The sequence below is a fragment of the Microbacterium sp. AK009 genome, from assembly GCF_013410955.1.
Taxonomy (GTDB): Bacteria; Actinomycetota; Actinomycetes; order Actinomycetales; family Microbacteriaceae; genus Microbacterium.
In genome coordinates this window covers 87,354-109,497 of sequence record NZ_JACCCG010000004.1, presented here as the reverse complement: position 1 = coordinate 109,497, position 22,144 = coordinate 87,354, and the positions used below count along the sequence as shown (strand labels likewise).

The 22,144-nt window shown below is 68.6% G+C and carries 17 protein-coding genes and 2 tRNA genes; 13 read left to right on the top strand and 6 right to left on the bottom strand.

Annotated features, from left to right (window positions below):
* Positions 1-58: 58 nt before the first annotated feature.
* The gene (locus HDC37_RS09580; protein ID WP_179560188.1) at positions 59-544 is read right to left on the bottom strand and encodes a Dps family protein; all 486 of its coding nucleotides are present in this window, start codon (positions 542-544) and stop codon (positions 59-61) included.
* A 153-nt stretch (positions 545-697) separates the two neighbouring features.
* On the opposite strand from HDC37_RS09580, the gene HDC37_RS09575 reads away from it, so the two are divergent.
* Both HDC37_RS09575 and HDC37_RS09570 read left to right on the top strand, forming a co-directional pair.
* A complete protein-coding gene (locus tag HDC37_RS09575) occupies positions 698-2,833 on the top strand; it encodes an acyltransferase family protein (RefSeq protein WP_179560187.1) in 2,136 nt (711 codons plus the stop codon).
* Positions 2,834-2,866: 33 nt separating this feature from the next.
* On the top strand, positions 2,867-3,406 hold the full coding sequence (locus HDC37_RS09570; RefSeq protein ID WP_179560186.1) for a gamma carbonic anhydrase family protein: 540 nt from the start codon (positions 2,867-2,869) through the stop codon (positions 3,404-3,406).
* An 18-nt stretch (positions 3,407-3,424) separates the two neighbouring features.
* Here HDC37_RS09570 and HDC37_RS09565 read toward each other — a convergent pair.
* Positions 3,425-3,498 (bottom strand) — tRNA-Gly (locus HDC37_RS09565).
* Positions 3,499-3,626: 128 nt separating this feature from the next.
* Here HDC37_RS09565 and HDC37_RS09560 point away from each other — a divergent pair.
* From HDC37_RS09560 to clpX, 5 genes are all read left to right on the top strand, one after another.
* Positions 3,627-3,703 (top strand) — tRNA-Pro (locus HDC37_RS09560).
* 70 nt (positions 3,704-3,773) lie between these two features.
* Positions 3,774-5,213 (top strand): trigger factor, encoded by a 1,440-nt coding sequence (gene tig, locus HDC37_RS09555; RefSeq protein ID WP_179560185.1) that lies wholly within the window; start codon positions 3,774-3,776, stop codon positions 5,211-5,213.
* Between the two features lie 175 nt (positions 5,214-5,388).
* Positions 5,389-5,979 carry an ATP-dependent Clp protease proteolytic subunit gene (locus HDC37_RS09550; RefSeq protein WP_124293359.1) on the top strand — a complete coding sequence of 197 codons (591 nt, stop codon included), beginning with the start codon at positions 5,389-5,391 and terminating at the stop codon, positions 5,977-5,979.
* A gap of 29 nt (positions 5,980-6,008) precedes the next feature.
* Positions 6,009-6,692 carry an ATP-dependent Clp protease proteolytic subunit gene (locus HDC37_RS09545; protein WP_179560184.1) on the top strand — a complete coding sequence of 228 codons (684 nt, stop codon included), beginning with the start codon at positions 6,009-6,011 and terminating at the stop codon, positions 6,690-6,692.
* A gap of 147 nt (positions 6,693-6,839) precedes the next feature.
* Entirely contained in the window at positions 6,840-8,108 is a 1,269-nt protein-coding gene (gene clpX / locus HDC37_RS09540) for an ATP-dependent Clp protease ATP-binding subunit ClpX (RefSeq protein ID WP_179560183.1), read from the top strand.
* 105 nt (positions 8,109-8,213) lie between these two features.
* Here clpX and HDC37_RS09535 read toward each other — a convergent pair whose 3' ends face one another.
* Positions 8,214-10,265, bottom strand: a complete 2,052-nt coding sequence (locus tag HDC37_RS09535) for a M3 family metallopeptidase (protein ID WP_179560182.1) — start codon at positions 10,263-10,265, stop codon at positions 8,214-8,216.
* Positions 10,266-10,356: 91 nt separating this feature from the next.
* On the opposite strand from HDC37_RS09535, the gene HDC37_RS09530 reads away from it, so the two are divergent.
* The 3 genes from HDC37_RS09530 to HDC37_RS09520 are packed head-to-tail and all read left to right on the top strand — an operon-like array spanning position 10,357 to position 12,524.
* Positions 10,357-10,992, top strand: a complete 636-nt coding sequence (locus HDC37_RS09530) for a helix-turn-helix domain-containing protein (protein ID WP_179560181.1) — start codon at positions 10,357-10,359, stop codon at positions 10,990-10,992.
* Positions 10,989-11,198: a hypothetical protein gene (locus HDC37_RS09525; RefSeq protein WP_179560180.1), complete on the top strand. Its 210-nt coding sequence runs from the start codon at positions 10,989-10,991 to the stop codon at positions 11,196-11,198. The genes HDC37_RS09530 and HDC37_RS09525 overlap by 4 nt, the downstream gene beginning before the upstream one ends.
* A 3-nt stretch (positions 11,199-11,201) precedes the next feature.
* The gene (locus tag HDC37_RS09520; protein WP_308472162.1) at positions 11,202-12,524 is read left to right on the top strand and encodes an MFS transporter; all 1,323 of its coding nucleotides are present in this window, start codon (positions 11,202-11,204) and stop codon (positions 12,522-12,524) included.
* On the opposite strand, the gene HDC37_RS09515 is transcribed toward HDC37_RS09520, so the two are convergent.
* From HDC37_RS09515 to HDC37_RS09505, 3 genes are all read right to left on the bottom strand, one after another.
* The gene (locus HDC37_RS09515; RefSeq protein WP_179560179.1) at positions 12,497-12,736 is read right to left on the bottom strand and encodes a hypothetical protein; all 240 of its coding nucleotides are present in this window, start codon (positions 12,734-12,736) and stop codon (positions 12,497-12,499) included. The two genes, HDC37_RS09520 and HDC37_RS09515, sit on opposite strands and share 28 nt — an antisense overlap.
* 1 nt (position 12,737) lies before the next feature.
* Complete coding sequence (gene valS / locus HDC37_RS09510; protein ID WP_179560178.1) at positions 12,738-15,326, bottom strand: valine--tRNA ligase; 2,589 nt, start codon at positions 15,324-15,326, stop codon at positions 12,738-12,740.
* A 63-nt stretch (positions 15,327-15,389) separates the two neighbouring features.
* Positions 15,390-16,727: an MFS transporter gene (locus HDC37_RS09505; protein ID WP_308472161.1), complete on the bottom strand. Its 1,338-nt coding sequence runs from the start codon at positions 16,725-16,727 to the stop codon at positions 15,390-15,392.
* A gap of 279 nt (positions 16,728-17,006) precedes the next feature.
* Here HDC37_RS09505 and ileS point away from each other — a divergent pair, with 279 nt between their 5' ends.
* The 3 genes from ileS to HDC37_RS09490 are packed head-to-tail and all read left to right on the top strand — an operon-like array spanning position 17,007 to position 22,143.
* Positions 17,007-20,369: an isoleucine--tRNA ligase gene (gene ileS / locus HDC37_RS09500; protein WP_179560177.1), complete on the top strand. Its 3,363-nt coding sequence runs from the start codon at positions 17,007-17,009 to the stop codon at positions 20,367-20,369.
* Complete coding sequence (locus HDC37_RS09495; protein ID WP_179560176.1) at positions 20,369-21,721, top strand: folylpolyglutamate synthase/dihydrofolate synthase family protein; 1,353 nt, start codon at positions 20,369-20,371, stop codon at positions 21,719-21,721. Before ileS ends, HDC37_RS09495 begins: the two co-directional genes overlap by 1 nt.
* Positions 21,718-22,143, top strand: coding sequence for a DUF4233 domain-containing protein (locus tag HDC37_RS09490; RefSeq protein ID WP_308472160.1), 426 nt, complete (start codon positions 21,718-21,720; stop codon positions 22,141-22,143). The genes HDC37_RS09495 and HDC37_RS09490 overlap by 4 nt, the downstream gene beginning before the upstream one ends.
* Position 22,144 lies beyond the last annotated feature (1 nt).

Here is a 22,144-nt window from a genome sequence, read left to right as displayed (position 1 = left end):
CGAGGGCCCCGGATCCTCCGAAGAGGATGCGGGGCCCTCGGGCATCACGCGAGCGGGATCACTCGGCGAGGTGGGCGAAGAGGAACCAGCGGTCCTTCTCGAGCGTCTGCATGATGGCCAGGGCCACATCCTGGCTGGTGAGGTCGACCTCGTCGAGTCCCTCGATCGCGGCCTTGACGTCGACGATCACGGCGTCCATGTCCGCGATCATGTCGCGGACGATGTCCTGCCACGGAGTGAAGCCGGCGGGAACAGCGGTGGGGGCGACCTTCTCGGCGATGGTCGAGGTGCGAGCGTCGATCGGAAGCCCGAGCGCGACGATCCGCTCGGCGGCGTCATCTGCTGCCTCCCGAGCGTGGTCGACGATCTGATCGAGGAGTTCGTGGATGGCGATGAAGTTCGCGCCACGCACATTCCAATGCGCCTGCTTGCCGTTCACGGCCAGAGCCTGCAGTCCCCGCACGACCGGGGCGAGGAACTGCGCCGAGCCGGCGGCGACCGTGGGATCGGCGGCGGTGGCGGGGGTGGTCTGAATGTCGGTCATTCTGTCGGCTCCCTTCGAACCGCCACACGGCGGTCCAGTGAATCCAACGCTAGTGCGCGCCCCCTATTCCGCAAGCAAGAGTAGGCTCCGCTAACCCGTCTCACTGGCAGGTCGCTGAGCAGGGGCGCCGCCGCCAGGGGTTACCGTCATACCGTGCCCTCCGCTGATCCCGCGCTCGAGCCGCGCCTGCCCGGCGACGCCGACCGGCGACGCAGCCGTCAGGCACAGCGCTCACCCGAGCACGCCGAGCCCGCTCGGTTCCTCCCGCACGTGCAGGGGCTCCGCGCCATCGCCGTGCTGTGCGTGGTGCTCTACCACTTCTGGCCCGGGCGGTTCCCCGGCGGCTACATCGGCGTGGACATCTTCTTCGTCATCTCGGGCTTCCTCATCACCTCGCACCTCATGAGGGAGCTGACCGCGACCGGCACCGTGCGCCTCGGCCAGTTCTGGGCGAGGCGAGCACGGCGGTTGCTGCCCGCATCCCTTCTCGTGCTGCTCTTCTGCGCGCTGGTCGCGATGACGCCGTACCTGACCCCGACCTCGGCGCTGCCGAACGAGGTGCGCGAGATCCTCGCATCGACCTTCTACGTCGAGAACTGGTACCTCGCGATCACGTCCGCGGACTACCTCAACAACGGCGGTGACCCCACCACCGTCCAGCACTACTGGTCGCTCTCCCTCGAGGAGCAGTTCTACGTCATCTGGCCGCTGCTGATGCTTCTGGCCGCGTGGGCCGCGGTGAAATGGGCGCGCGGCGCCGTGCGCCGCAGCGTCATCGCCGTGCTGGCGGTCGTCTCCGCGGCATCCTTTGTCTTCTGCGTCATCTACACCATCACCGACCCGGCGCCAGCCTACTTCGTGACCTTCGGCCGCATGTGGCAGTTCGGCGTCGGCGCCCTCATCGCGCTCGTGCCGCTGCTCCGCCTGCGCTCTGCGGGGGCGAGCTTCGTCGCGGGCTGGGCGGGGATCGCCGCGCTCGTCTGGGCGACCTTCGCCTACGACGGGCAGACCCCCTTCCCCGGGTACGCCGCACTCGTGCCGACGCTCGGCGCGGGCCTGATCATCGCCGCGTCGAACACCGACCGCGGGTGGTACCCGACTCGCGTGCTGTCCGTGCGTCCCGCGCAGTTCATCGGCGGGATCTCCTACTCCCTCTACCTCTGGCACTGGCCGCTCATCATCATCGCGCCGTCGGTGCCGTTCTGGGGACTGACGATCTACCACCGCGTCGCCCTGCTCGCCCTGTGCTTCGTGCTGGCGTGGCTGACGAAGACCTTCGTCGAGGATCCCTTCCGCAGCTGGAAGGTGCTGACCTCCCGTCCGCCGCGGGTGACCCTGTGGGCGTCGCTCGTGGCGATGCTTCTGGTGGCGAGCACCGCGGGTGCGGCATGGGCGGTGAACGCCCCCGCCTACAACGCCGGCGTGCGGGCGCTCGCGGAGCTCCGGGAGGATCCGCCGGAGTGCTTCGGAGCTGCAGCTGTCCTGGATCCGGCCTGCGACGACGCCGCGGCGCCCGACACGATCCTGCCCGCGCCGGGGTTCGCGGGGGCCGACCGACCATCCGATGATCAGTGCTTCGTGCAGCTGAACGATTCCCGCCCGGTGTCGTGCGAGTTCGGGTCCGATGCCGACGACGCCCCCCGCGTGGCGCTCATCGGCGACAGCCACGCCTTCCAGCTCCTGCCCACATTCGAGCGGATGGCCCAGCGCAACGGCTGGCATCTGACGACGTTCTTCAAGGGGGCGTGCCCCTGGAACACCACGCCGCTGTCGACGCCGGGCGCCTTCGGCGCGGCGTGCACCGACTGGCGCGAGGGCGTGACCTCGGCGCTCGCCGATCGCGATGTCGATGTCGTCTTCACCTCCGCCCTCGCCACGACCCCCTACGCGTCGGACGGCTTCGACTCATCGCGCGAGGCCGCCGTCGCGGGCTACCGCGAGGCGTGGAGCGCCATGATTGACCGCGGCACACCGGTTGTGACAGTGGTGGATAACCCGGTGTGGGAGACCGATCCGAACAAGTGCCTGCGCACGCGTGACGCCGCCGAGTGCGACGGTGCGCGCGCCGATGTCCTCGTCGCGGACGATCCGCTGCGCGAGGCGGCCGAGGGGATGGCCGGAGTCACCCTGCTGGATTTCACCGATGTCTTCTGCGACGACGAGGTGTGCAGGCCCGTGGTGGGCGGAGCGAACGTCTACCGCGATCAGGACCACCTGACGGTCACCTTCGCCGACACCCTCGAACCCTGGTACGAAGCGGCCATCCGCGACGCGCTCGCTTCTCGCTGACCCCCGTGCCGGAGGACGTCTAGGCTCCCTGGCATGAGCATCGACCCCGCAGCATCCGTCCTCTCCCTCGGCGACCGTCATCCGTCGCTGCATGATTCGGCCTTCGTCGCCGCGGGCGCACGGGTGGTCGGCGACGTGACACTGGGGGAGGGCGCGAGCGTCTGGTACAACGCACTGCTGCGCGGCGACAGCGCCGGCATCACCATCGGCGCGGGCAGCAATCTGCAGGACAACGTCTCGGTTCACGTCGACGCCGACCACCCGGTCGTCGTCGGCGCGCATGTGTCGGTCGGTCACAACGCGGTCGTCCACGGATGCTCGATCGGCGACGGCTCCCTCATCGGAATGGGAAGCGTGGTGCTCTCGGGCGCGCAGATCGGCGAGGGATGCCTCGTCGCCGCCGGAGCCGTCGTGCTCCCGGGCACCGTGGTGCCGCCCGGATCGCTCGTGGCGGGCGTGCCCGCCACCGTGCGCCGGCCGCTGACCGGGGAGGAGCGCGACAGCATCCGTCAGAACGCGGCGATCTACCTTCGGCACCTGGCCGTACACGAGGACGCCGAACCGATCGGATGAGGTGGCCCCGGAGGGAAGTGGAGGGGATGACGGGAATCGAACCCGCACCATCAGTTTGGAAGACTGAGGCTCTACCATTGAGCTACATCCCCGCGGCGGAGCGATCCGCGGCTCATCCAGTCTAGGGGACGCGTGAGGCGCCGCCCGACGATGAGGCTTCCGGGAGTGTCGGCTAGACTGCAACAGGCCCGATCGGCGCACGCCTGCGTGCGCACCCGCCCGGGGCGTAGCTCAGCTTGGTAGAGCGCCCGCTTTGGGAGCGGGAGGCCGCAGGTTCAAATCCTGTCGCCCCGACCATCGGCCCCCCATCACGAAGACCTACGCCCACGCGTCCGCGTGCGGTGGCAGACGAGGAGAGACACAAGGCATGGTCACCACCACCGTCGAGAAGCTGAGCCCGACTCGCGTGAAGCTCCGCATCGCGGTCAGCCCGGAAGAGCTGAAGCCCAGCATCACCCACGCCTACGAGCACATCGCCCAGGACGTGCAGATCCCGGGTTTCCGCAAGGGCAAGGTGCCCGCACCGATCATCGACCAGCGCGTCGGTCGCACCGCGGTGCTCGAGCACGCCGTCAGCGAAGGGCTCGACGCGTTCTATCGTGAGGCCGTCACCAGCAGCGAGATCCGCGTCATGGGTCGCCCGAGCGCCGACGTGGTGGAGTGGCCCGACGCCAAGGACTTCAGCGGCGACCTGCTGGTCGACGTCGAGGTCGACGTCCGACCCGAGTTCGACCTGCCCGCCTTCGAGGGGACGACCATCGAGGTCGACGCCATCGAGGTCGACGAGGCTGCGGTGGACGCCGAGCTCGACAAGCTGCGCTCCCGCTTCGGCACCCTCGTCACCGTGGACCGGCCGGCCGCCACCGGTGACTTCGTCGAGCTCGACCTCGTCGCCACGATCGACGGCAACGAGGTCGACCGGGCAGAGGGCGTGTCGTACGAGGTCGGGTCGGGCGAGCTGCTCGAAGGCATCGACGAGGCCGTGGACTCCCTGACCGCGGGCGAGGAGACGACCTTCCGCTCCACGCTGATCGGCGGCGACAACGCCGGCCAAGAGGCAGAGGTCGCCGTCACCGTCAAGGCGGTCAAGGAGCGCGAGCTCCCCGAGGCCGACGACGACTTCGCTCAGATGGCGTCGGAGTTCGACACGATCGCCGAGCTGCGCGACAGCCTTCGCGAGCGTGCGGGCGAGCAGTCGGTGTTCACCCAGGGGTCTGCGGCCCGCGACAAGCTCATCGAGACCCTGCTCGCCGGCGCCGAGATCCCCGTGCCCCAGCAGCTCATCGAGGACGAGGTGCACAACCACCTCGAGGGCGAAGGCCGACTCGAGGACGACGTGCACCGCGCCGAGGTCACCGAGGCCAGCGAGAAGCAGTTCCGCACCCAGATGATCCTGGACGCCGTCGTGGAGAAGTACGAGGTCCAGGTCTCGCAGGAGGAGCTCACCCAGTACCTCATCCAGTCCTCCGCGCAGTACGGCATGTCGCCGCAGGACTTCATCAACGCCCTGCAGCAGGGCAACCAGCTCCCGGCCATGGTCGGCGAGGTGGCCCGCAACAAGGCCCTCGCGGTCGCTCTCGGCAAGGTCACCGTCGTCGACACCAACGGCAAGACGGTCGACCTCACCGGCTTCGTCGCGCTCGAGGACGAGGAGACCGCTGAGGACGAGGTGGTCGACGAGGCCGAGGACATCGCCGATGCCGCCGCCGAGGCCGACGAGGTCGTCGCCGCCGAGGAGGCAGAGGCTGAAGCTCCCAAGAAGCCCGCTCGCAAGAGCCGTGCGAAGAAGGCCGACGCCGCCGAGTAGGCGCACACGCCGACAGAGGAGAGGGACGGATGCCGCGGCATCCGTCCCTCTCTCGTTCGATGACGCCGTTGTTCGCGCAGGCGCGACGCGCCCGATCTGCCGACGGCGAACACGGGCGGGGCGCGATTCGCGCGCCGGTAGATTCGAGGACACGACCACGGAAACAGGAGTACACATGGCCGAACCACTTGTCGCGACGAGCGTCTTCGACAGGCTGCTCAAGGACCGCATCATCTGGCTGGGGTCGGAGGTGCGCGACGAGAACGCCAACGAGATCTGCGCCAAGATCCTGCTTCTCGCCGCGGAGGACTCCGAGAAGGACATCTACCTCTACATCAACTCGCCCGGCGGCTCGATCACGGCCGGCATGGCGATCTACGACACCATGCAGTTCGTGCCGAACGACATCGTCACGGTCGGCATCGGCATGGCCGCCTCGATGGGACAGCTGCTCCTCACGGCGGGCACAAAGGGCAAGCGCTACATCACGCCCAACGCGCGCGTTCTGCTCCACCAGCCGCACGGCGGCTTCGGTGGCACCGCGAGCGACATCCAGACGCAGGCGCAGCTCATCCTCGACATGAAGAAGCGCCTCGCCGAGATCACGGCCAAGCAGACGGGCAAGACGGTCGAGCAGATCAATGCCGACGGTGACCGCGACCGGTGGTTCGGTGCCGAAGAGGCGCTCGAGTACGGCTTCGTCGACCACATCCGCGAGTCGGCCACCGACGTCATCGGCGGCGGCGGAACCGCAACCGACAGCTGAGCTCGAAGGCGAAAGAGAGAGAAGTAGGAATGCAGACCCCCACCTTCGGAGGCGCCCCGTCGGCGCCGCAGGGCCTTCAGATGCCCGGCAGCCGCTACGTCCTGCCCCAGTTCGAAGAGCGCACGGCGTACGGCTACAAGCGTCAGGACCCGTACAACAAGCTCTTCGAGGATCGCGTGATCTTCCTCGGCGTCCAGGTCGACGACGCGTCGGCCGACGACGTCATGGCTCAGCTGCTCGTGCTCGAGAGCCAGGACCCCGACCGCGACATCGTCATGTACATCAATTCGCCCGGCGGCTCGTTCACGGCCATGACGGCGATCTACGACACGATGCAGTACGTCTCGCCGCAGATCCAGACGGTCGTGCTGGGCCAGGCGGCGTCTGCCGCGGCGGTCCTCCTCGCCGCGGGTGCACCGGGCAAGCGCCTGGCGCTTCCCAACGCCCGGATCCTCATCCACCAGCCTGCGATGGGGGAGGCCGGCCACGGTCAGGCCTCCGACATCGAGATCCAGGCTGCGGAGATCATGCGGATGCGCACCTGGCTCGAGCAGACCCTCGCAGCCCACTCGAACAAGTCCATCGACGAGGTGAACAAGGACATCGACCGCGACAAGATCCTCTCGGCCGAGGACGCCGTGGCCTACGGACTGGTCGACCAGGTGCTCACCACACGCAAGCGGACGGCGGGCACGCCCGCGCTCACCCGCTGAGACGACCGACGATGACGCCCCCGCGCTCCGGCGACGGGGGCGTCATCACGTTCACGGCGACTCAATCCCCGCGCATGTCCCCGGCAGAGGTTAGGCTCGACGGTGACGACGGGGAAGGCTGCCCCGGGGCGACGAAGAGGAGCCGCAATGGCACGAATCGGTGAAAGCGCCGACCTGTTCAAGTGCTCTTTCTGCGGAAAGAGCCAGAAGCAGGTGCAACAGCTGATCGCCGGCCCCGGTGTGTACATCTGCGACGAGTGCGTCGAGCTGTGCAACGAGATCATCGAAGAGCGGATGGCCGAGTCGTCCACCGGTGTCATCTCCGAGTTCGACCTCCCCAAGCCTCGGGAGATCTTCTCCTTCCTCGAGGAGTACGTCGTCGGACAGGAAGACGCCAAGCGCGCGCTTTCTGTCGCGGTGTACAACCACTACAAGCGCGTGCGCGCCCAGGGCACCCTGCAGCCGGCCGAACAGCGCGCCGACGAGGTCGAGATCGCCAAGAGCAACATCCTGCTGCTCGGCCCGACCGGCTGCGGGAAGACGTATCTCGCGCAGACGCTGGCCAAGCGCCTGAACGTGCCCTTCGCGGTGGCCGATGCCACCGCGCTCACCGAGGCGGGCTACGTCGGCGAAGACGTCGAGAACATCCTGCTGAAGCTTCTGCAGGCAGCCGACTTCGACACCAAGCGCGCCGAGACCGGCATCATCTACATCGACGAGGTCGACAAGATCGCCCGCAAGGCCGAGAACCCCTCGATCACCCGCGATGTCTCGGGAGAGGGTGTGCAGCAGGCGCTGCTGAAGATCCTCGAGGGCACCGTGGCCTCCGTGCCGCCGCAGGGCGGCCGGAAGCACCCGCATCAGGAGTTCATCCAGATCGACACGACGAACGTGCTGTTCATCGTCGCCGGCGCCTTCGCCGGGCTCGAGGACATCATCTCCTCACGTGTCGGCAAGCACGGCGTCGGATTCGGAGCCCCCCTGCACAGCAAGGGACAGGACCTGAACCTCTTCAGCGAGGTACGCCCCGAGGATCTTCACAAGTTCGGACTGATTCCCGAGTTCATCGGTCGGCTTCCGGTCGTGGCGTCGGTCAACCCGCTCGACCAGTCGGCGCTCATGGAGATCCTCACCGAGCCGAAGAACGCTCTCGTGAAGCAGTATCAGCGCATGTTCGAGCTGGACGGAGTGTCGCTGGAGTTCGACACCGAGGCCCTCGAGGCGATCGCCGATCTGGCCGTGGAGCGGAAGACCGGTGCCCGTGGGCTGCGTGCCATCCTCGAAGACGTCCTTGGACCGATCATGTTCGAGATCCCGTCGAGCGAGGACGTCGACAAGGTCATCGTGACGCGGGCGGCCGTCGAGGAGCGTGCCGCGCCGACGTTCGTCCTGCGTGAGAAGCGCAAGAGCGCCTGACCCGTCGGGTGCGGTGACTGTTCGCGACATCCTCGGGAGCGTCTTTCCGCAGGTCGCTCCCGAGGTTCCGTTCCCCGCGTATCCATGACCTCTTGAGTCAGGTGCTCACGCCGCGAGGCCGCGCCGGCGCAGAAGCGGTGTGATCTCGGCATCCCGGCCTCGGAAGTCACGGTAGGCCTCGAGCGGATCCTTCGATCCGCCGACTCCCAGCAGCCGCTGTCGGAAGCGATCGCCGTTGCCGCGGGTGAGTCCGCCGTTCTCGCGGAACCACTCGACGGTGTCGGCATCGAGAACCTCGCTCCAGATGTAGGAGTAGTACCCGGCGCTGTAGCCGCCTGAGAATACGTGGGCGAAGTAGGTGGAGGAGTAACGGGTCGGGACGGCGGGATTGTCCAGGCCGATGTCGGAGAGGGCGTCTGCTTCGAAGCCTGCGACATCGAAGTCCGCTGCTGCCTCATCAGCCGTCAGACGATGCCAGGCCTGATCGATCCAGGATGCGGCGAGATACTCGCTCGTGGAGAAGCCCTGGTTGAACGCCTCGGATGCGCGGAGCTTCTCGACGACGTCTGCGGGCAGCGGCTCATCGGTGTCGACATGACGGGCGTACGCGCTCAGGATCTCCGGCCAGTAGATCCACATCTCGTTGACCTGGCTCGGGAACTCCACGAAATCGCGGAAGACGTTGGTCCCTCCGAAGGACGGGTAGGTCACGGTGGCGAAAAGACCATGGAGGGCGTGGCCGAATTCGTGGAAGAGCGTGGTGACCTCGTCGAGGGTGAGAAGCGTCGGCCGGCCGGGGGAGGGCTGGGGGACGTTGAGGTTGTTCACCACCACCGCTGCCGTTCCTCGCAGGCGCGACTGCACGACGATGGAGTTCATCCAGGCCCCGCCCCGCTTGGTGTCGCGGGTGTACAGATCGAGGATGTAGAGCCCGATCGGGGTGCCGTCGGCATCGTGGACCTCGAACACCCTCGCCTCGGGGTGGTACGCGGGAAGGTCGGGTCGCTCGGTGAACGTCACGCCGTAGAGCTCGGTGGCCGCTTGGAACACGCCGTCCCTGAGAACCCGCTCCGCCTCGAACCACGGCCGGAGCGCCGCACGATCGAGGTCGTACTCGGCCTCGCGCACGCGCTCGGTATAGAAGGCCCAGTCGTGCGCGGCGAGCGGGAACGATTCACCGGATGCGTCGATGATGCGCTGCAGCGCATCCTGCTCCTTCCGCGCATTGCGGGCAGCCGGGCCCGCCAGCCGGAACAGCAGTTCGCGTACAGCCTCGGGGGAGCCGGCGGTCTCGTCGGCCGTGATGTAGGCCGCGTGGGATTCGTACCCGAGGAGTTGCGCACGCTCGGCGCGCAGGCGCACGATCTCGCGCAGCACCTCGGTGTTGTCGTTCGCGTTACCGCGGGAGCCGCGTGACTGCGATGCGGCCATGATGCGCCGGCGGCTCTCGCGGTCTGTGAGGCTCGAGAGGTAGGGATGCCCCGTGAACAGCGTGAGAGTGACGACGTACTTCCCCTCCATGCCCCGGTCTGCGGCGGCCCGGGCGGCGGCGGAGAGTTCGCCTTCGGTGAGTCCGTCGAGCTCCGACTCGTCGTCGAACACGACGGCGAGGTCGTTCGTGTCGGCCAGGAGATTCTTCTCGAACGTCGTCGTAAGGGTCGACAGCCGCTGGTTGAGCTGCGTCAGTCGCTTCTTCGCATCATCTTCCAGCGCCGCGCCGGCGTGGGTCATCTCGCGGAAGCGCCGTTCGACGAGATACAGGTCCTCGGGCGAAAGATCGCTGCTCCCTCGTCCGTCGTACACGTGGCTCACCCGCGCGTAGAGGGCAGGGTCGAGCTGGATGGCGTCCTGGTGCGCCGCCATGAGGGGTGCGAGCTCCTCTTCCACGGCCTGGATGTCCTCGGTCGCGTCGGCAGACGACACGGTGTAGAACGTGCGCGCGACGTCACCGAGGAGATGACCCGATTCCTCCAGCGCGACGAGGGTGTTCTGGAAGTCCGCGTCCGCGGGATCCGCCGCGATCCGGGCGACCTCGTCGCGGTGCGCCGCGAATGCGGCGCGGAACGCCGGGAGGTAGTCGGCCGCCGCGATCCGGCGATACTCGGGCAATCCGTAGGGCAGGGACGAGGGTTCGAGCAGCGGGTTGGCGTCGGTCATCCCTCCACCCTAAGCGAGGTGGGCAAGGCTGCAACGACTTCTTTGCAAACTCCTGCTTGCAAAGAACCCTTTGCATAGCTAATCTGATCGCATGAGCAGCTCCTTCGAACACGAAGCGGACGCCGCGGCACGGGTCGAGGCCCACCACGCGAACGATCGCGTGCTCGACGCGGCGGCTCTTCGTGCCCTCGCCCATCCGCTCCGCGTGAAGATCTACGACATCCTCAGCCAGTACGGTCCGCAGACGGCCAGTTCGCTGGCAGAACGACTGGGCGAGTCGACGGGCTCCACGAGCTACCACCTGCGCGCGCTCGCCAAGCAGGATCTCATCCGGGAGCGTTCCGGGCAGGGGACCGGCCGCGAGCGCTGGTGGGAACGGCCGGTCGGGGGTGTGTCGATGAGCGCCGCCGGCGCGGCGAAGACCCCGGCCGCGCGCGCGGTCACCCAACTCGTCACCAGCGAGTTCTTCCGCCTTCGTCAGCAGGCTCTCCTCGACTTCCACGATCACGCGATCGGGCTGGAGGACGACGAATGGAAGGACGCGAGCCTCATCTCGACGGCGACCGCGCGCCTCACTCCGGCCCAGAGCGCTGAACTCACCCACCGCATCATGGCGATCATCGACGAGACCGTGGCGCGCTACCGCAACCAGGAGGGCGACGACGTGCGACCTGTCACGATCCGCGCGGATGTCTTCCCGCTTCCCGACATCGGAGGTGTCTCATGACCACACTCACCACCCTCGTTCCCGCAACCACCGGCGTCGAGCGCCTGATCCTCGTCGCCGCGGACGCGGCCCGGGGCGCCGTGGCCCGCCGCGTCCAACGCCGTACCGACCCGGTCGGCCGGCGAAGCGCCGCGGTGCTCGCCGCCGCCGCCGACCGCCGTCAGCGGGCTGTCGCGCGCGGCGCGATCGGCCTCTTCCCGGGCTGATCCGTGACCGACACGAGGTCCGAGATCATCCCCGACCTCGGACCGGTCCCGCCGCGGCGCCCGACCCTCGGCCGGGACTTCGGTCGATTGTGGACCGCCGCGGCCTTCAGCAACCTGGCGGATGGGCTCGGCCGCACCGCCGTGCCGCTCATCGCGACGACGCTGACGACCGACCCGCTGGCGATCGCCGCCATCGGCGCCCTGGCGTTCCTGCCCTGGCTGGTGTTCGGCCTTCCGGCCGGCGTGCTGGTGGACCGCTTCGACCGGCGCATCATCATGGCCGCGGCCAACACCCTCCGCGGTGTCGCCGCGGTCGCTCTCGCCATCCTCACGGTCACCGATCAGCTGACGATCTGGGCGCTGTTCGCCGGCGTGCTCGTCTTCGGGCTGGGGGAGACGCTGTTCGACAATGCCACGAACGCCGTCATCCCCGCGCTCGTGCCGCACAGCGGTCTGGATCGTGCCAACGGACGTGTGCAGGCTGCGCAGATCACCATCGACAGTTTCCTGGCACAACCGGTGGCGGGCGTGCTCTTCGCCGTGGCCTTGGCTCTGCCGCTCTGGCTCGGCGCGTTCGGTTACCTGGTGCCGATCATCCTCGCCCTGCTCCTGCCCGCGGCCGCGGCGCGACCCCGTCGAACGTCAGACGAGACTCGACCCGCCGCGCCGATCTCGACGCGCACGGCCCTGTCATATCTCTGGCACCATCGCTACCTCCGTGCCCTGGTGATCTTCACCTCCGTGGTGGGGTCGGCCTTCTCCTTCGCGCAGGCGGCGACGATCCTGTATTTCCTGGACATCCAGGGGGTCCCGGCGGCTGCCATCGGATTCGTGACCGCCGGCATCGGGGTCGGCGCTCTTGCAGGTTCTCTCGTCGCACCGCTCCTGGTCGACAGGTTCGGCCGAGGCGCCGTGATGCTCAGCGCCAACCTCCTGGCCGCGGTCAGCCTGGCGTTCGTCGCGGTGGCGCCGGGGGTCGTCCTCGCGGTGGTCTTCTACGCGCTCATGGCCTTCGCTGTGTCCACCTGGAATGTCCCCTGGGGGGCCCTCCGGCAACTGATCGTCCCGGGCGACATCTTCGGACGCGTCCTCGGCGTCATCCGCAGCCTCACCTGGGGACTGTTCCCGATCGCCACCCTCGCCGGCGGGCTCGTCGCCCGCGTCGACCTGAGGCTGCCGTACGTCATCGCTGCGGGGGTGACACTGGTGGCGACCGCCGTGGCGGCGCGCCTCATCCTCGCGGCGAGCCGGCAGACCGGCCCCCTGCCCCTGCGCGTGTCCGCAGGCGCGGAGGCGGCTCAGCCGAACTCGACCTCGTCGTCGTGACGCACCACCGCGGTCCCGTCCGCGTCGAGCTCGACGATCACACCGCTGTCGAGTTCGGCGATCGGCCGACCTTCCAGCCATGTCAACGTCCACCGCGGGCGCGGACCGGCAGAGCCGAAAGTCGCGTCGACGGAACGAACAGCCGCGGCGACCGCGGGCGGCACCGAGGCGGGAGGCTCATCCCCGGACGTCCATCGCGTTCCCAGCTGCATGTCAGGCCTCCTCGGCGAAGTGGATGTCGGTGACGACCGTCTCCGTGCCGCCGGCGTACCTGATCCGGGCGACCCGACCCACCGCCTTCAGGTCGTCCTCGGCGAGACGGAGGAGCTCGGTTATCTCGGACGGCGCCTGGATGGTCAGCTCGGCCACGGCGGTCTTCTGCGAGACCTTCGCCTCGGTCTTGGCGCGGCGGATGCCGATGAGGGCATCGCCCACGGCTGAGAGCACGCGAGGGTCGCCGTCGATCGACTGCGACGGCGCCTGCGACTGCGACTGGGGCCAGCCGGCGAGGTGGACCGAGCCGTCGTTGAACCACGACCAGGCCTCCTCCGTGGCGAAGGAGAGCACGGGGGCGAACAGTCGCAGCAGGGTGCTCAATGCCTGTCTCAGAGCGAGCGCCGCAGAGGCGCCACCCGCCGTGGATCGGTCGTACGCACGCTCCTTGACCAGCTCGAGGTAGTCGTCGCAGAAGGTCCAGAAGAACGATTCGGTGATCTCCAGCGCCCGGGCGTGGTCGTAGGCCTCCCACGCCGCCGTCGCGTCGTCGACGACCCGGTCGAGGGTCGCCAGCATGCTGGCATCCAGGGGGTGGGTGATCTCGGCGGACTCGGGCACCGGGAACGACAGCACGAACTTCGCCGCGTTCAGGATCTTGATGGCCAGTCGCCTGCCGATCTTGATCTGCGTGGGGTTCTGCGGATCGAACGCGGCGTCGGTGCCCAGCCTGCTGGAGGCCGCCCAGTAGCGGACGGCGTCGGACCCGTGCTGGGCAAGGATGTCGGCGGGGGTGACGACGTTGCCCTTGGATTTCGACATCTTCTTGCGGTCGGGGTCGACGATGAAGCCCGAGATGGCGGCCGTCCGCCAGGGCGACCGGCCGTCCTCCAACGCGCTGCGGAGCATCGTGGAGAACAGCCAGGTGCGGATGATGTCCTGGCCCTGCGGGCGCAGGTCGAACGGCGAGACCAGATCCCAGAGCTCCGGATCCCGCTCCCACCCGCCGGCGAGCTGAGGAGTCAGGGACGAGGTGGCCCAGGTGTCGAAGATGTCCTGCTCGCCCTCGAAGCCGCCGGGCACGCCGCGCTGGTCGGCGGTGAATCCCGTGGGGACGTCGATGGTCGGGTCCACCGGCAGCTGCGAGACCTCGGGGACGATCACCCGGTCGTAGTCGCGGTTGCCGTCCGCATCCAGGCCGTACCAGACGGGGATCGGCACGCCGAAGAAGCGCTGGCGTGACACCAGCCAGTCGCCGGTGAGCCCGTTGGTCCAGTTCTCGTACCGCACGCGCATGAAATCGGGATGCCACCTCAGCTCCCGTCCGAGCGAGATCAGCCGGTCGCGCAGCGCCGCGTCGCGGGCGCCGTTGCGGATGTACCACTGGCGGGTCGAGACGATCTCCAGCGGGCGGTCGCCCTTCTCGTAGAACTTCACCGGGTGGGTGAAGGGCCGCGGCTCGCCGATGAGCTCTCCCGACTCCTTCAGGAGCTCGACCATGCGCTTCTTCGCGCTGAAGACGGTCTTCCCGGCAAGCTCGGCATACGCCGACGAGCCTCCCTCCGACGTGATGACCTCGGGAGCCTCGGCGATCACCCGGCCGTCCTGGCCGAGGATCGTGCGGTTCGGGAGATCGAGCTCGCGCCACCAGATGATGTCGGTCACGTCGCCGAAGGTGCAGATCATCGCGATGCCCGATCCCTTGTCGGGCTGGGCGAGCGGGTGGGAGAGCACCGGCACCTCGACGTCGAACAGCGGCGTCCGCACCGTCGTGCCGAACACGTCGCGGTAGCGCTCGTCGTCGGGGTGCGCCACGAGCGCGACGCAGGCGGGGAGGAGCTCGGGACGGGTGGTCTCGATGTGGATGTCGCCACTGCCGTCGGTGCGATGGAAGGCGACCCGGTGGTAGGCGGCCGGCTGCTCGCGATCCTCGAGCTCGGCCTGCGCGATCGCCGAGCGGAAGTCGATGTCCCACAGGGTGGGCGCGAGTGCCTGATAGGCCTCGCCCCGCTCGATGTTGCGGAGGAACGCGAGCTGACTTGTGCGCATCGTCTCGTCGGAGATCGTGCGATACGTCTGGGTCCAGTCGACGCTCAGACCGAGGTCTCGCCAGAGCGCCTCGAAGTGCTTCTCATCTTCGACGGTGAGCTTCTCGCAGAGCTCGATGAAGTTGCGACGGCTGATCGGGATCTGATCCGCCGCGCGCGACGACTTGTTGTCGCCGCCCTCGTACGGCGGAGTGAAGTCCGGGTCGTACGGCAGGTTCGGGTCGCACCGGACGCCGTAGTAGTTCTGGACGCGGCGTTCCGTGGGCAGACCGTTGTCGTCCCACCCCATCGGGTAGAATACGACCTTGCCGCGCATCCGCTCGAAGCGGACCTTGACATCGGTGTGGGTGTAGCTGAAGACGTGGCCGATGTGCAGGCTCCCCGACGCGGTGGGGGGCGGGGTGTCGATGCTGTAGATGCCGTCGCGCCCTACTTCAGCGGCGCGGACCCGGTCGAACGCGTAGGTTCCCGCCGCGGTCCACCGCTGGTCCCAGGTCTTCTCCAGCCCCTCGAGCGCGGGCTTGTCGGGAATGGTGGCCATGGTGTCTCCTCGGCGCTATGTGCGGCACTGTGTGAGCGTGCCTGAGTGTGGGTCCGCCCGATTCTATCGGGCCGACACCAGCTCCTCGGGGGCCACCTCGCGGTCGCTGACCGGTCGCCGGGCGATCATCGCCCCGGCCGCGACGGCGGCCACGAGCGTCACCCCCGACATCACGGCGAGGATGACGCCGGGGTGCCACCAGGCATTGGCCGTCACCCGGCCGAGCTCGAACGTGAGCGAAGGCACGAAGCCGCTGATCGTCGCGGCGAGGGCGTACGCGAACGACAGGGCCGAATAGCGGAACCGGTCCGGGAACAGCTCGTTCATGAGACCGCCCAGGGCCGCCCACGACATGGTCGGCAGGATGCCGCCAATGATCATCGTGGCCACGAGGACCGGAAACGAGGAGAACTGTAGGAGGAAGTACATCGGGAACGTGATGAGGAGCGTGCCCAGGGCGCCGGCGGCCACCACCCTCGCCGACCCGATGCGCGCCGCCCACACGCCGAAGAGCGGAATGGTGACCAGCTGCAGCAGGCCACCGACGGTCGTCGCGACGAGGAGATCTTGATAGCTGAAGCCGAGCTGGGCCGTGCCGTAGCTGATGGTGTAGGTGTTCATCAGCGAGTACGACCCGATGCCCAGGAGGGCCGCACCGATGGCGGTCACGAGAGCCGCCGGGCGCTGGCGGAGCATCGACAGCACCGGCGTGCGGTCACGCCGCCCCTCGGCCACGAGGCCCTCGAACACCGGGGTCTCGGAGATCGACCAGCGCAGATACAGTGACACCAGCAGCAGCGGCAGGGCCAGGAGGAACGGGATCCGCCAGCCCCACGCCGCCAGCTCCTCCGTGGGGAGGACCAGGGTCAGCACGATGAACACCGCGGCGGACAGGATGGAGCCGACGGGTGAACCCAACTGCGGAATCGCGGCGTAGAAGGCGCGCTTGACCGGCGAGGAGTGCTCCGTGGCGATGAGGATCGACCCGCCCCACTCGCCCCCCAGAGAAAGCCCCTGCGCGATGCGGAGCGTGACCAGCAGCACCGCTCCGAGCCATCCTGCCTGGGCATAGGTCGGAAGAAGACCGATCAGACCGGTCGCCACACCCATGATGCCGACCGTCCACAGCAGTGTCGTGCGCCGCCCGAGACGATCGCCGAGATACCCGAAGATCAGCGCGCCGACCGGGCGGACGACGAAGGCGACCGCGATGGTGAGGAACGACAGCGCCGTGCCGCCGACGGCGCCGAGGGGCTCGAAGAAGAGAGGTCCGACGAAGAACGCCGAGAAGTAGGCGAAGAGGTAGAAGTCGAACGATTCGAGCGAGGTTCCGACCATGGACGCCCACGCCACGCGTCGCGTGGGGGAGCGGTCGAGGGCGGATGCGGCAGGAGAGGACACGGGGGACGATTCTGGCACGAGTCCAGAAACCTCGCGGGCCACTCCGGCATTCCCGCCGCCTTCAGCGGGACGGGGAGCGATATGATCGAGGCACACGCATCGATCCGGCCATCACCGGGGAGCACTCGGAAGAACGTCCCCGCGGGGACCAGTAGAACCGAGCGGGGCAGGCCCGTCACAGCCGCTGTGAGAGGGGCGGGGAAACCCGCAAGCAGGGTGGTACCGCGGCTCGCGAGGAGTCGTCCCGGCGTCCGGCACGACCGACGACTGCGAGACGACATGACCTACCCAAAGCCCACTCCTTCCGGCGCCTCCTTCGGCCCCGCGGCGGTCGTTCCGAGCCCGCGGTTCCCCGACATCGAGAACGAGGTGCTGGCGTTCTGGGGTGAGGACGACACCTTCCGCGCGTCCGTCGCCCGCCGCGACGGCGCCGAGGAATGGGTGTTCTACGACGGCCCGCCCTTCGCCAACGGACTGCCGCACTACGGTCATCTTCTTACCGGGTACGCCAAGGACCTGTTCCCGCGCTTCCAGACCATGCGGGGCAAGAAGGTCGATCGCGTCTTCGGCTGGGACACCCACGGCCTGCCGGCCGAACTCGAGGCGATGAAGCAGCTCGGCATCACCGAGAAGGCCGACATCGAGGCGATGGGCATCGATGTCTTCAACGACCGCGCCCGCGAGTCGGTTCTCGCCTACACCCGGGAGTGGCAGGACTACGTCACGAGGCAGGCGCGGTGGGTGGACTTCGATCGTGGGTACAAGACCCTCGACACGACCTATATGGAGTCGGTGCTGTGGGCCTTCCGCACGCTCTACGACAAGGGGCTGGCGTATGAGGGCTACCGGGTGCTTCCGTACTGCTGGCGTGATGAGACTCCGCTGTCGAGCCACGAGCTGCGGATGGACGACGACGTCTACCAGATGCGACAGGATCCGTCCGTCACGGTGACCTTCCCGCTGGTCGGGGCGAAGGCCGAGGCGCTCGGGCTGACGGCCGTCCGTGCCCTGGCCTGGACGACGACCCCTTGGACGCTGCCGACGAACCTCGCACTGGCCGTGGGCCCCGACATCCGTTACCTCGTCCTTCCGGCGGGTCCGCGCGGTGCCGCGGACGTCCACACCTCTCCCGACGGGACGCCGGACGACGCGGTCGAGTCGAGCGCCCACCGCTACCTCCTCGCCGAGGACCTGCTGGCCGGCTATGCCAAGGACCTCGGATACGAGACGGCCGACGAGGCCCGCGCGGCGGTCGATGCCTCGGTCACGGGGGCGGAGCTCGAGGGCGTCGCCTACGACCGGCTCTTCGACTACTACGCCGATGCCGAGACCTGGGGGACGCACAACGCCTGGCAGATCCTCGTCGACGACTACGTCACCACCAGCGACGGCACCGGCATCGTCCACCAGGCTCCCGCCTACGGTGAGGATGACCAGCGGGTCGCCGATACCGTCGGCATCCCCACGATCCTGTCCCTCGACGACGGCGGTCGCTTCCTGTCCCACGTGACGGATGTCGCAGGGCAGCTGTGGATGGAGGCCAACCGTCCGCTCATCCGTCTTCTGCGCGACGCAGGCCGCCTTCTGCGCGAGGCCAGCTACGAGCACTCGTATCCCCACTGCTGGCGCTGCCGCAACCCTCTGATCTACAAGGCCGTGTCGAGCTGGTTCGTGCGCGTGACCGCGATCAAGGAGCAGCTGCTCGCCGGGAACGAGCAGATCACCTGGGTTCCCGACAACGTCAAACACGGTCAGTTCGGCAAATGGCTCGAGGGCGCGCGCGACTGGTCGATCAGTCGCAACCGGTTCTGGGGTTCGCCCATCCCGGTGTGGAAGAGCGACGACCCCGATCACCCGCGCGTCGACGTCTACGGATCTCTCGCCGACCTCGAACGCGATTTCGGTCGTCTGCCGCGCAACCCCGAGGGGGAGATCGACCTGCACCGCCCGTACATCGATGAGCTCACCCGCCCGAATCCGGACGACCCGACCGGGCGGAGCACGATGCGTCGGATCGAGGACGTGCTGGACGTCTGGTTCGACTCCGGCTCCATGCCGTTCGCGCAGGTGCACTACCCGTTCGAGAATCAGGAGTGGTTCGACGCCCACGCGCCGGCCGACTTCATCGTCGAGTACATCGGGCAGACCCGCGGGTGGTTCTACGTGATGCACGTCCTGTCGACCGCCCTGTTCGACCGGCCCGCCTTCGAGGCCGTGTCGGCACACGGCATCGTCCTCGGCAACGACGGCCAGAAGATGTCCAAGTCGCTGCGCAACTATCCCGATGTCCGTGAGGTCTTCGACCGTGACGGGTCCGACGCGATGCGCTGGTTCCTCATGGCGAGCCCGGTGCTCCGCGGCGGGAACCTCGTGGTGACCGAGGAGGGCATCCGAGCCGGGGTGCGGGAGTTCCTGCTGCCGCTGTGGAACGCGTGGTACTTCTTCGCCACCTACGCCAACGCCTCCGGCGGGTACGAGGCGACGTGGCGCACCGATTCGCAGGACGTGCTCGATCGCTACATCCTCGCGCGCACCGGCGACCTCATCCGCGGGGTGACCGCCGACCTGGAGGGGCTGGATTCGACGTCCGCGGCAGCGAAACTGCGCGACTTCGCCGAGGTGCTCACCAACTGGTACATCCGCCGCTCACGCGACCGGTTCTGGGCCGGGGTGTCGGCGGACGACCCGCGCACGACCGAGGCGTTCGACACCCTCTACACGGTGCTCGAGACCCTCACCCGGGTCGCGGCGCCCCTCATCCCGCTCGTGTCCGAGCGGGTGTGGCAGGGTCTCACCGGTGGCCGGAGCGTCCACCTCGAGGACTGGCCCGACGCCGGCGCGTTCCCCGTCGCCGACGACATCCGCGACGCGATGGACGCCGTCCGGGAGGTCTCCTCGGTGGCCAACGCCCTCCGCAAGAAGCACGGCCTGCGCGTGCGTCTGCCGTTGCCGAGCCTCACCGTCGTCACCCGCGACGCGGCAAGCCTGCACCGGTTCGAGGGCATCGTGCGCGATGAGCTGAACGTGAAGTCGGTGGCCACGGCGGAGCTGGACGACTCCGTCGCGGAGCGCTACGGAATCAGCAAGCGACTCACGGTCAACGCGCGCGCGGCGGGCCCGCGCCTGGGCAAGCAGGTGCAGCACGTCATCGCCGGCGCCAAGGCGGGCGTCTGGGAGGAGCAGGACGGCGTCGTCGTGGTCGACGGGATCGCCTTGGAGCCGGGCGAATACGACCTCGCCCTCGAAGCAGGAGGGGCAGCGGAGGGCACCGCCATCGCGCTGCTGACCGGAGGCGGCTTCGTGCTGCTGAACACCGCGACCACGCCCGAGCTGGAGGCCGAGGGCCTGGCCCGCGACGTCATCCGTGCGGTGCAGGACACCCGCAAGGCCGCCGGATTCGAGGTCAGCGACCGGATCGAACTCTGGCTGACCTTCGATGAGGCCGACGATCGCGTCGCGGTGGAGTCGGCCTTCGACACGGCCGGGGTGGCGACGGAGACCCTCGCGGTCGCCCACGGTCTGTATGGACCGCGCGGCTCGAGGCCTTCGGATTCCGAGCCTGAGCACACCGCGCGCTTCGACGCCGGATCCTTCGCCAACCGCGGCGCCTTCGAGGTCGCCGTGTCACGACGGGAGGCATGATGGGGCACCGCGAACGGGCCGACCGGGTGTACGAGGCGCTCCTGACCCGTCAGGGGGAGCGGTGGGTGCAGCCGCGGGTCGAGCGCACCCGACGGGTGCTCGAGCTGCTGGACGACCCGCAGCACACCTACCGCGTGATCCACGTCACCGGCACGAACGGCAAGACCTCCACCAGTCGCATCATCGAGAGCCTGGTGCGTGCACACGGTCTGCGCACGGGACTGTTCACCAGTCCTCACCTGACCCGGTTCACCGAACGGATCATGATCGACGGCGAACCCGTCGCCGACGCGGCGGTGGCCGACGCGTGGGACGAGATCGCGCCCATCGTCGATCTCGTCGACGCGGAGCTCGCGGCGGCCGGTGACGCGGCGCTGACCTTCTTCGAACTGCTGACGGTGCTCGCCTTCGTCGCCTTCGCCGATGCGCCGATCGATGTCCTGGTGCTCGAAGTCGGGATGGGCGGATCGTGGGATGCTACGAACACCGCCGACGGCGACGTCGCCGTCTTCGCGCCGATCGATCTCGATCACGCCGACCGCCTGGGCGAGACCATCGCCGAGATCGCGGCGGTGAAGTCGGGGATCATCAAGTCGGGCGCCGCCGCCGTGTCCGCGCGACAGCAGCCGGCCGCCGCGCATGTGCTGCAGGACGCAGCGGCCCGGCAGAGCGCGACCCTCGCCGTCGAACAGAAGGACTTCGCCCTCGAAGACGCCCGCCTCGCGGTCGGCGGCCAGCTCCTGACCATCCGGGGGCTGCATGCCCGGTACACCGACGTCTATCTGCCGCTGTACGGCGCGCATCAGGCCGAGAACGCCACCCTGGCCGTCGCCGCGGTCGAGTCGCTCCTCGCGCCCGGAGACCGCGGGCTCGATCCCGATGTGGTCGCCGAGGGTCTCGGGTCGGCGACGTCCCCCGGTCGGGTGCAGGTCGTCGGCGCCGACCCGACCGTCGTGGTCGACGCCGCGCACAACCCGCACGGCGCCCGTGCGCTGGTCGCCGCCCTTGCGGCATCCTTCGATTTCGACGAATGGGGGGTGGTGCTCGGCGTTCTCGACGACAAGGATGCGGCGGGGATCCTCGAGGCCCTCTCGGCGATCGAGGGACCGGTGTTCGCCACCGTCCCCGACTCCGAACGCGCGCGCGACGCCGATGGGTTGGCCGACCTCGTCGAGGCCGCCGGGCGACGTGTCACCGTGCATCGCGACCTGCAGGATGCGGCCGACGCCGCAAGGGAGTGGGCCGCGGCGACCGGCCGTCGTGCGGTCGTCATCACGGGATCCGTCGTCCTGGCAGGAGAGGCGATCGCCCTCGCCGAGGACGAGGACTGGCGCGGCGGGTGGCGCGCGTGACCGCGTCAGCCGCTGCCTCCGACCGTCCCCGTCGTCCCCGTCGACCGCGAGGCGCAGCGGAGTCCCTCGGGTCGATCGTCCTGGGGTTCGAGTCGCTCATCGCCTTCCTCGGCGGCCTGGTCGTCTTCGGGCTGCGAGCCCTTCCCGAGCCGATCCCGGCGTGGTGGGGGATCGTCGCCGGTACCGTCGTCGCCCTCCTCATGATCGTCACGGCCGGTCTCCTCCGTCATCGGTGGGCGATCGTCGTCGGATGGATGCTGCAGGTCGTCGTCGCGCTCGGCGCCATCCTCGTACCGGCGCTGCTGTTCGTGGCGCTCATTTTCGGTGGGATGTGGGGGTATGCCACCATCAAGGGTGCCTCCCTCGATGCGCGCAACGCACGACGGGCGGCGGAGCTCGGGAACGAAACGGAGACTGACTGAC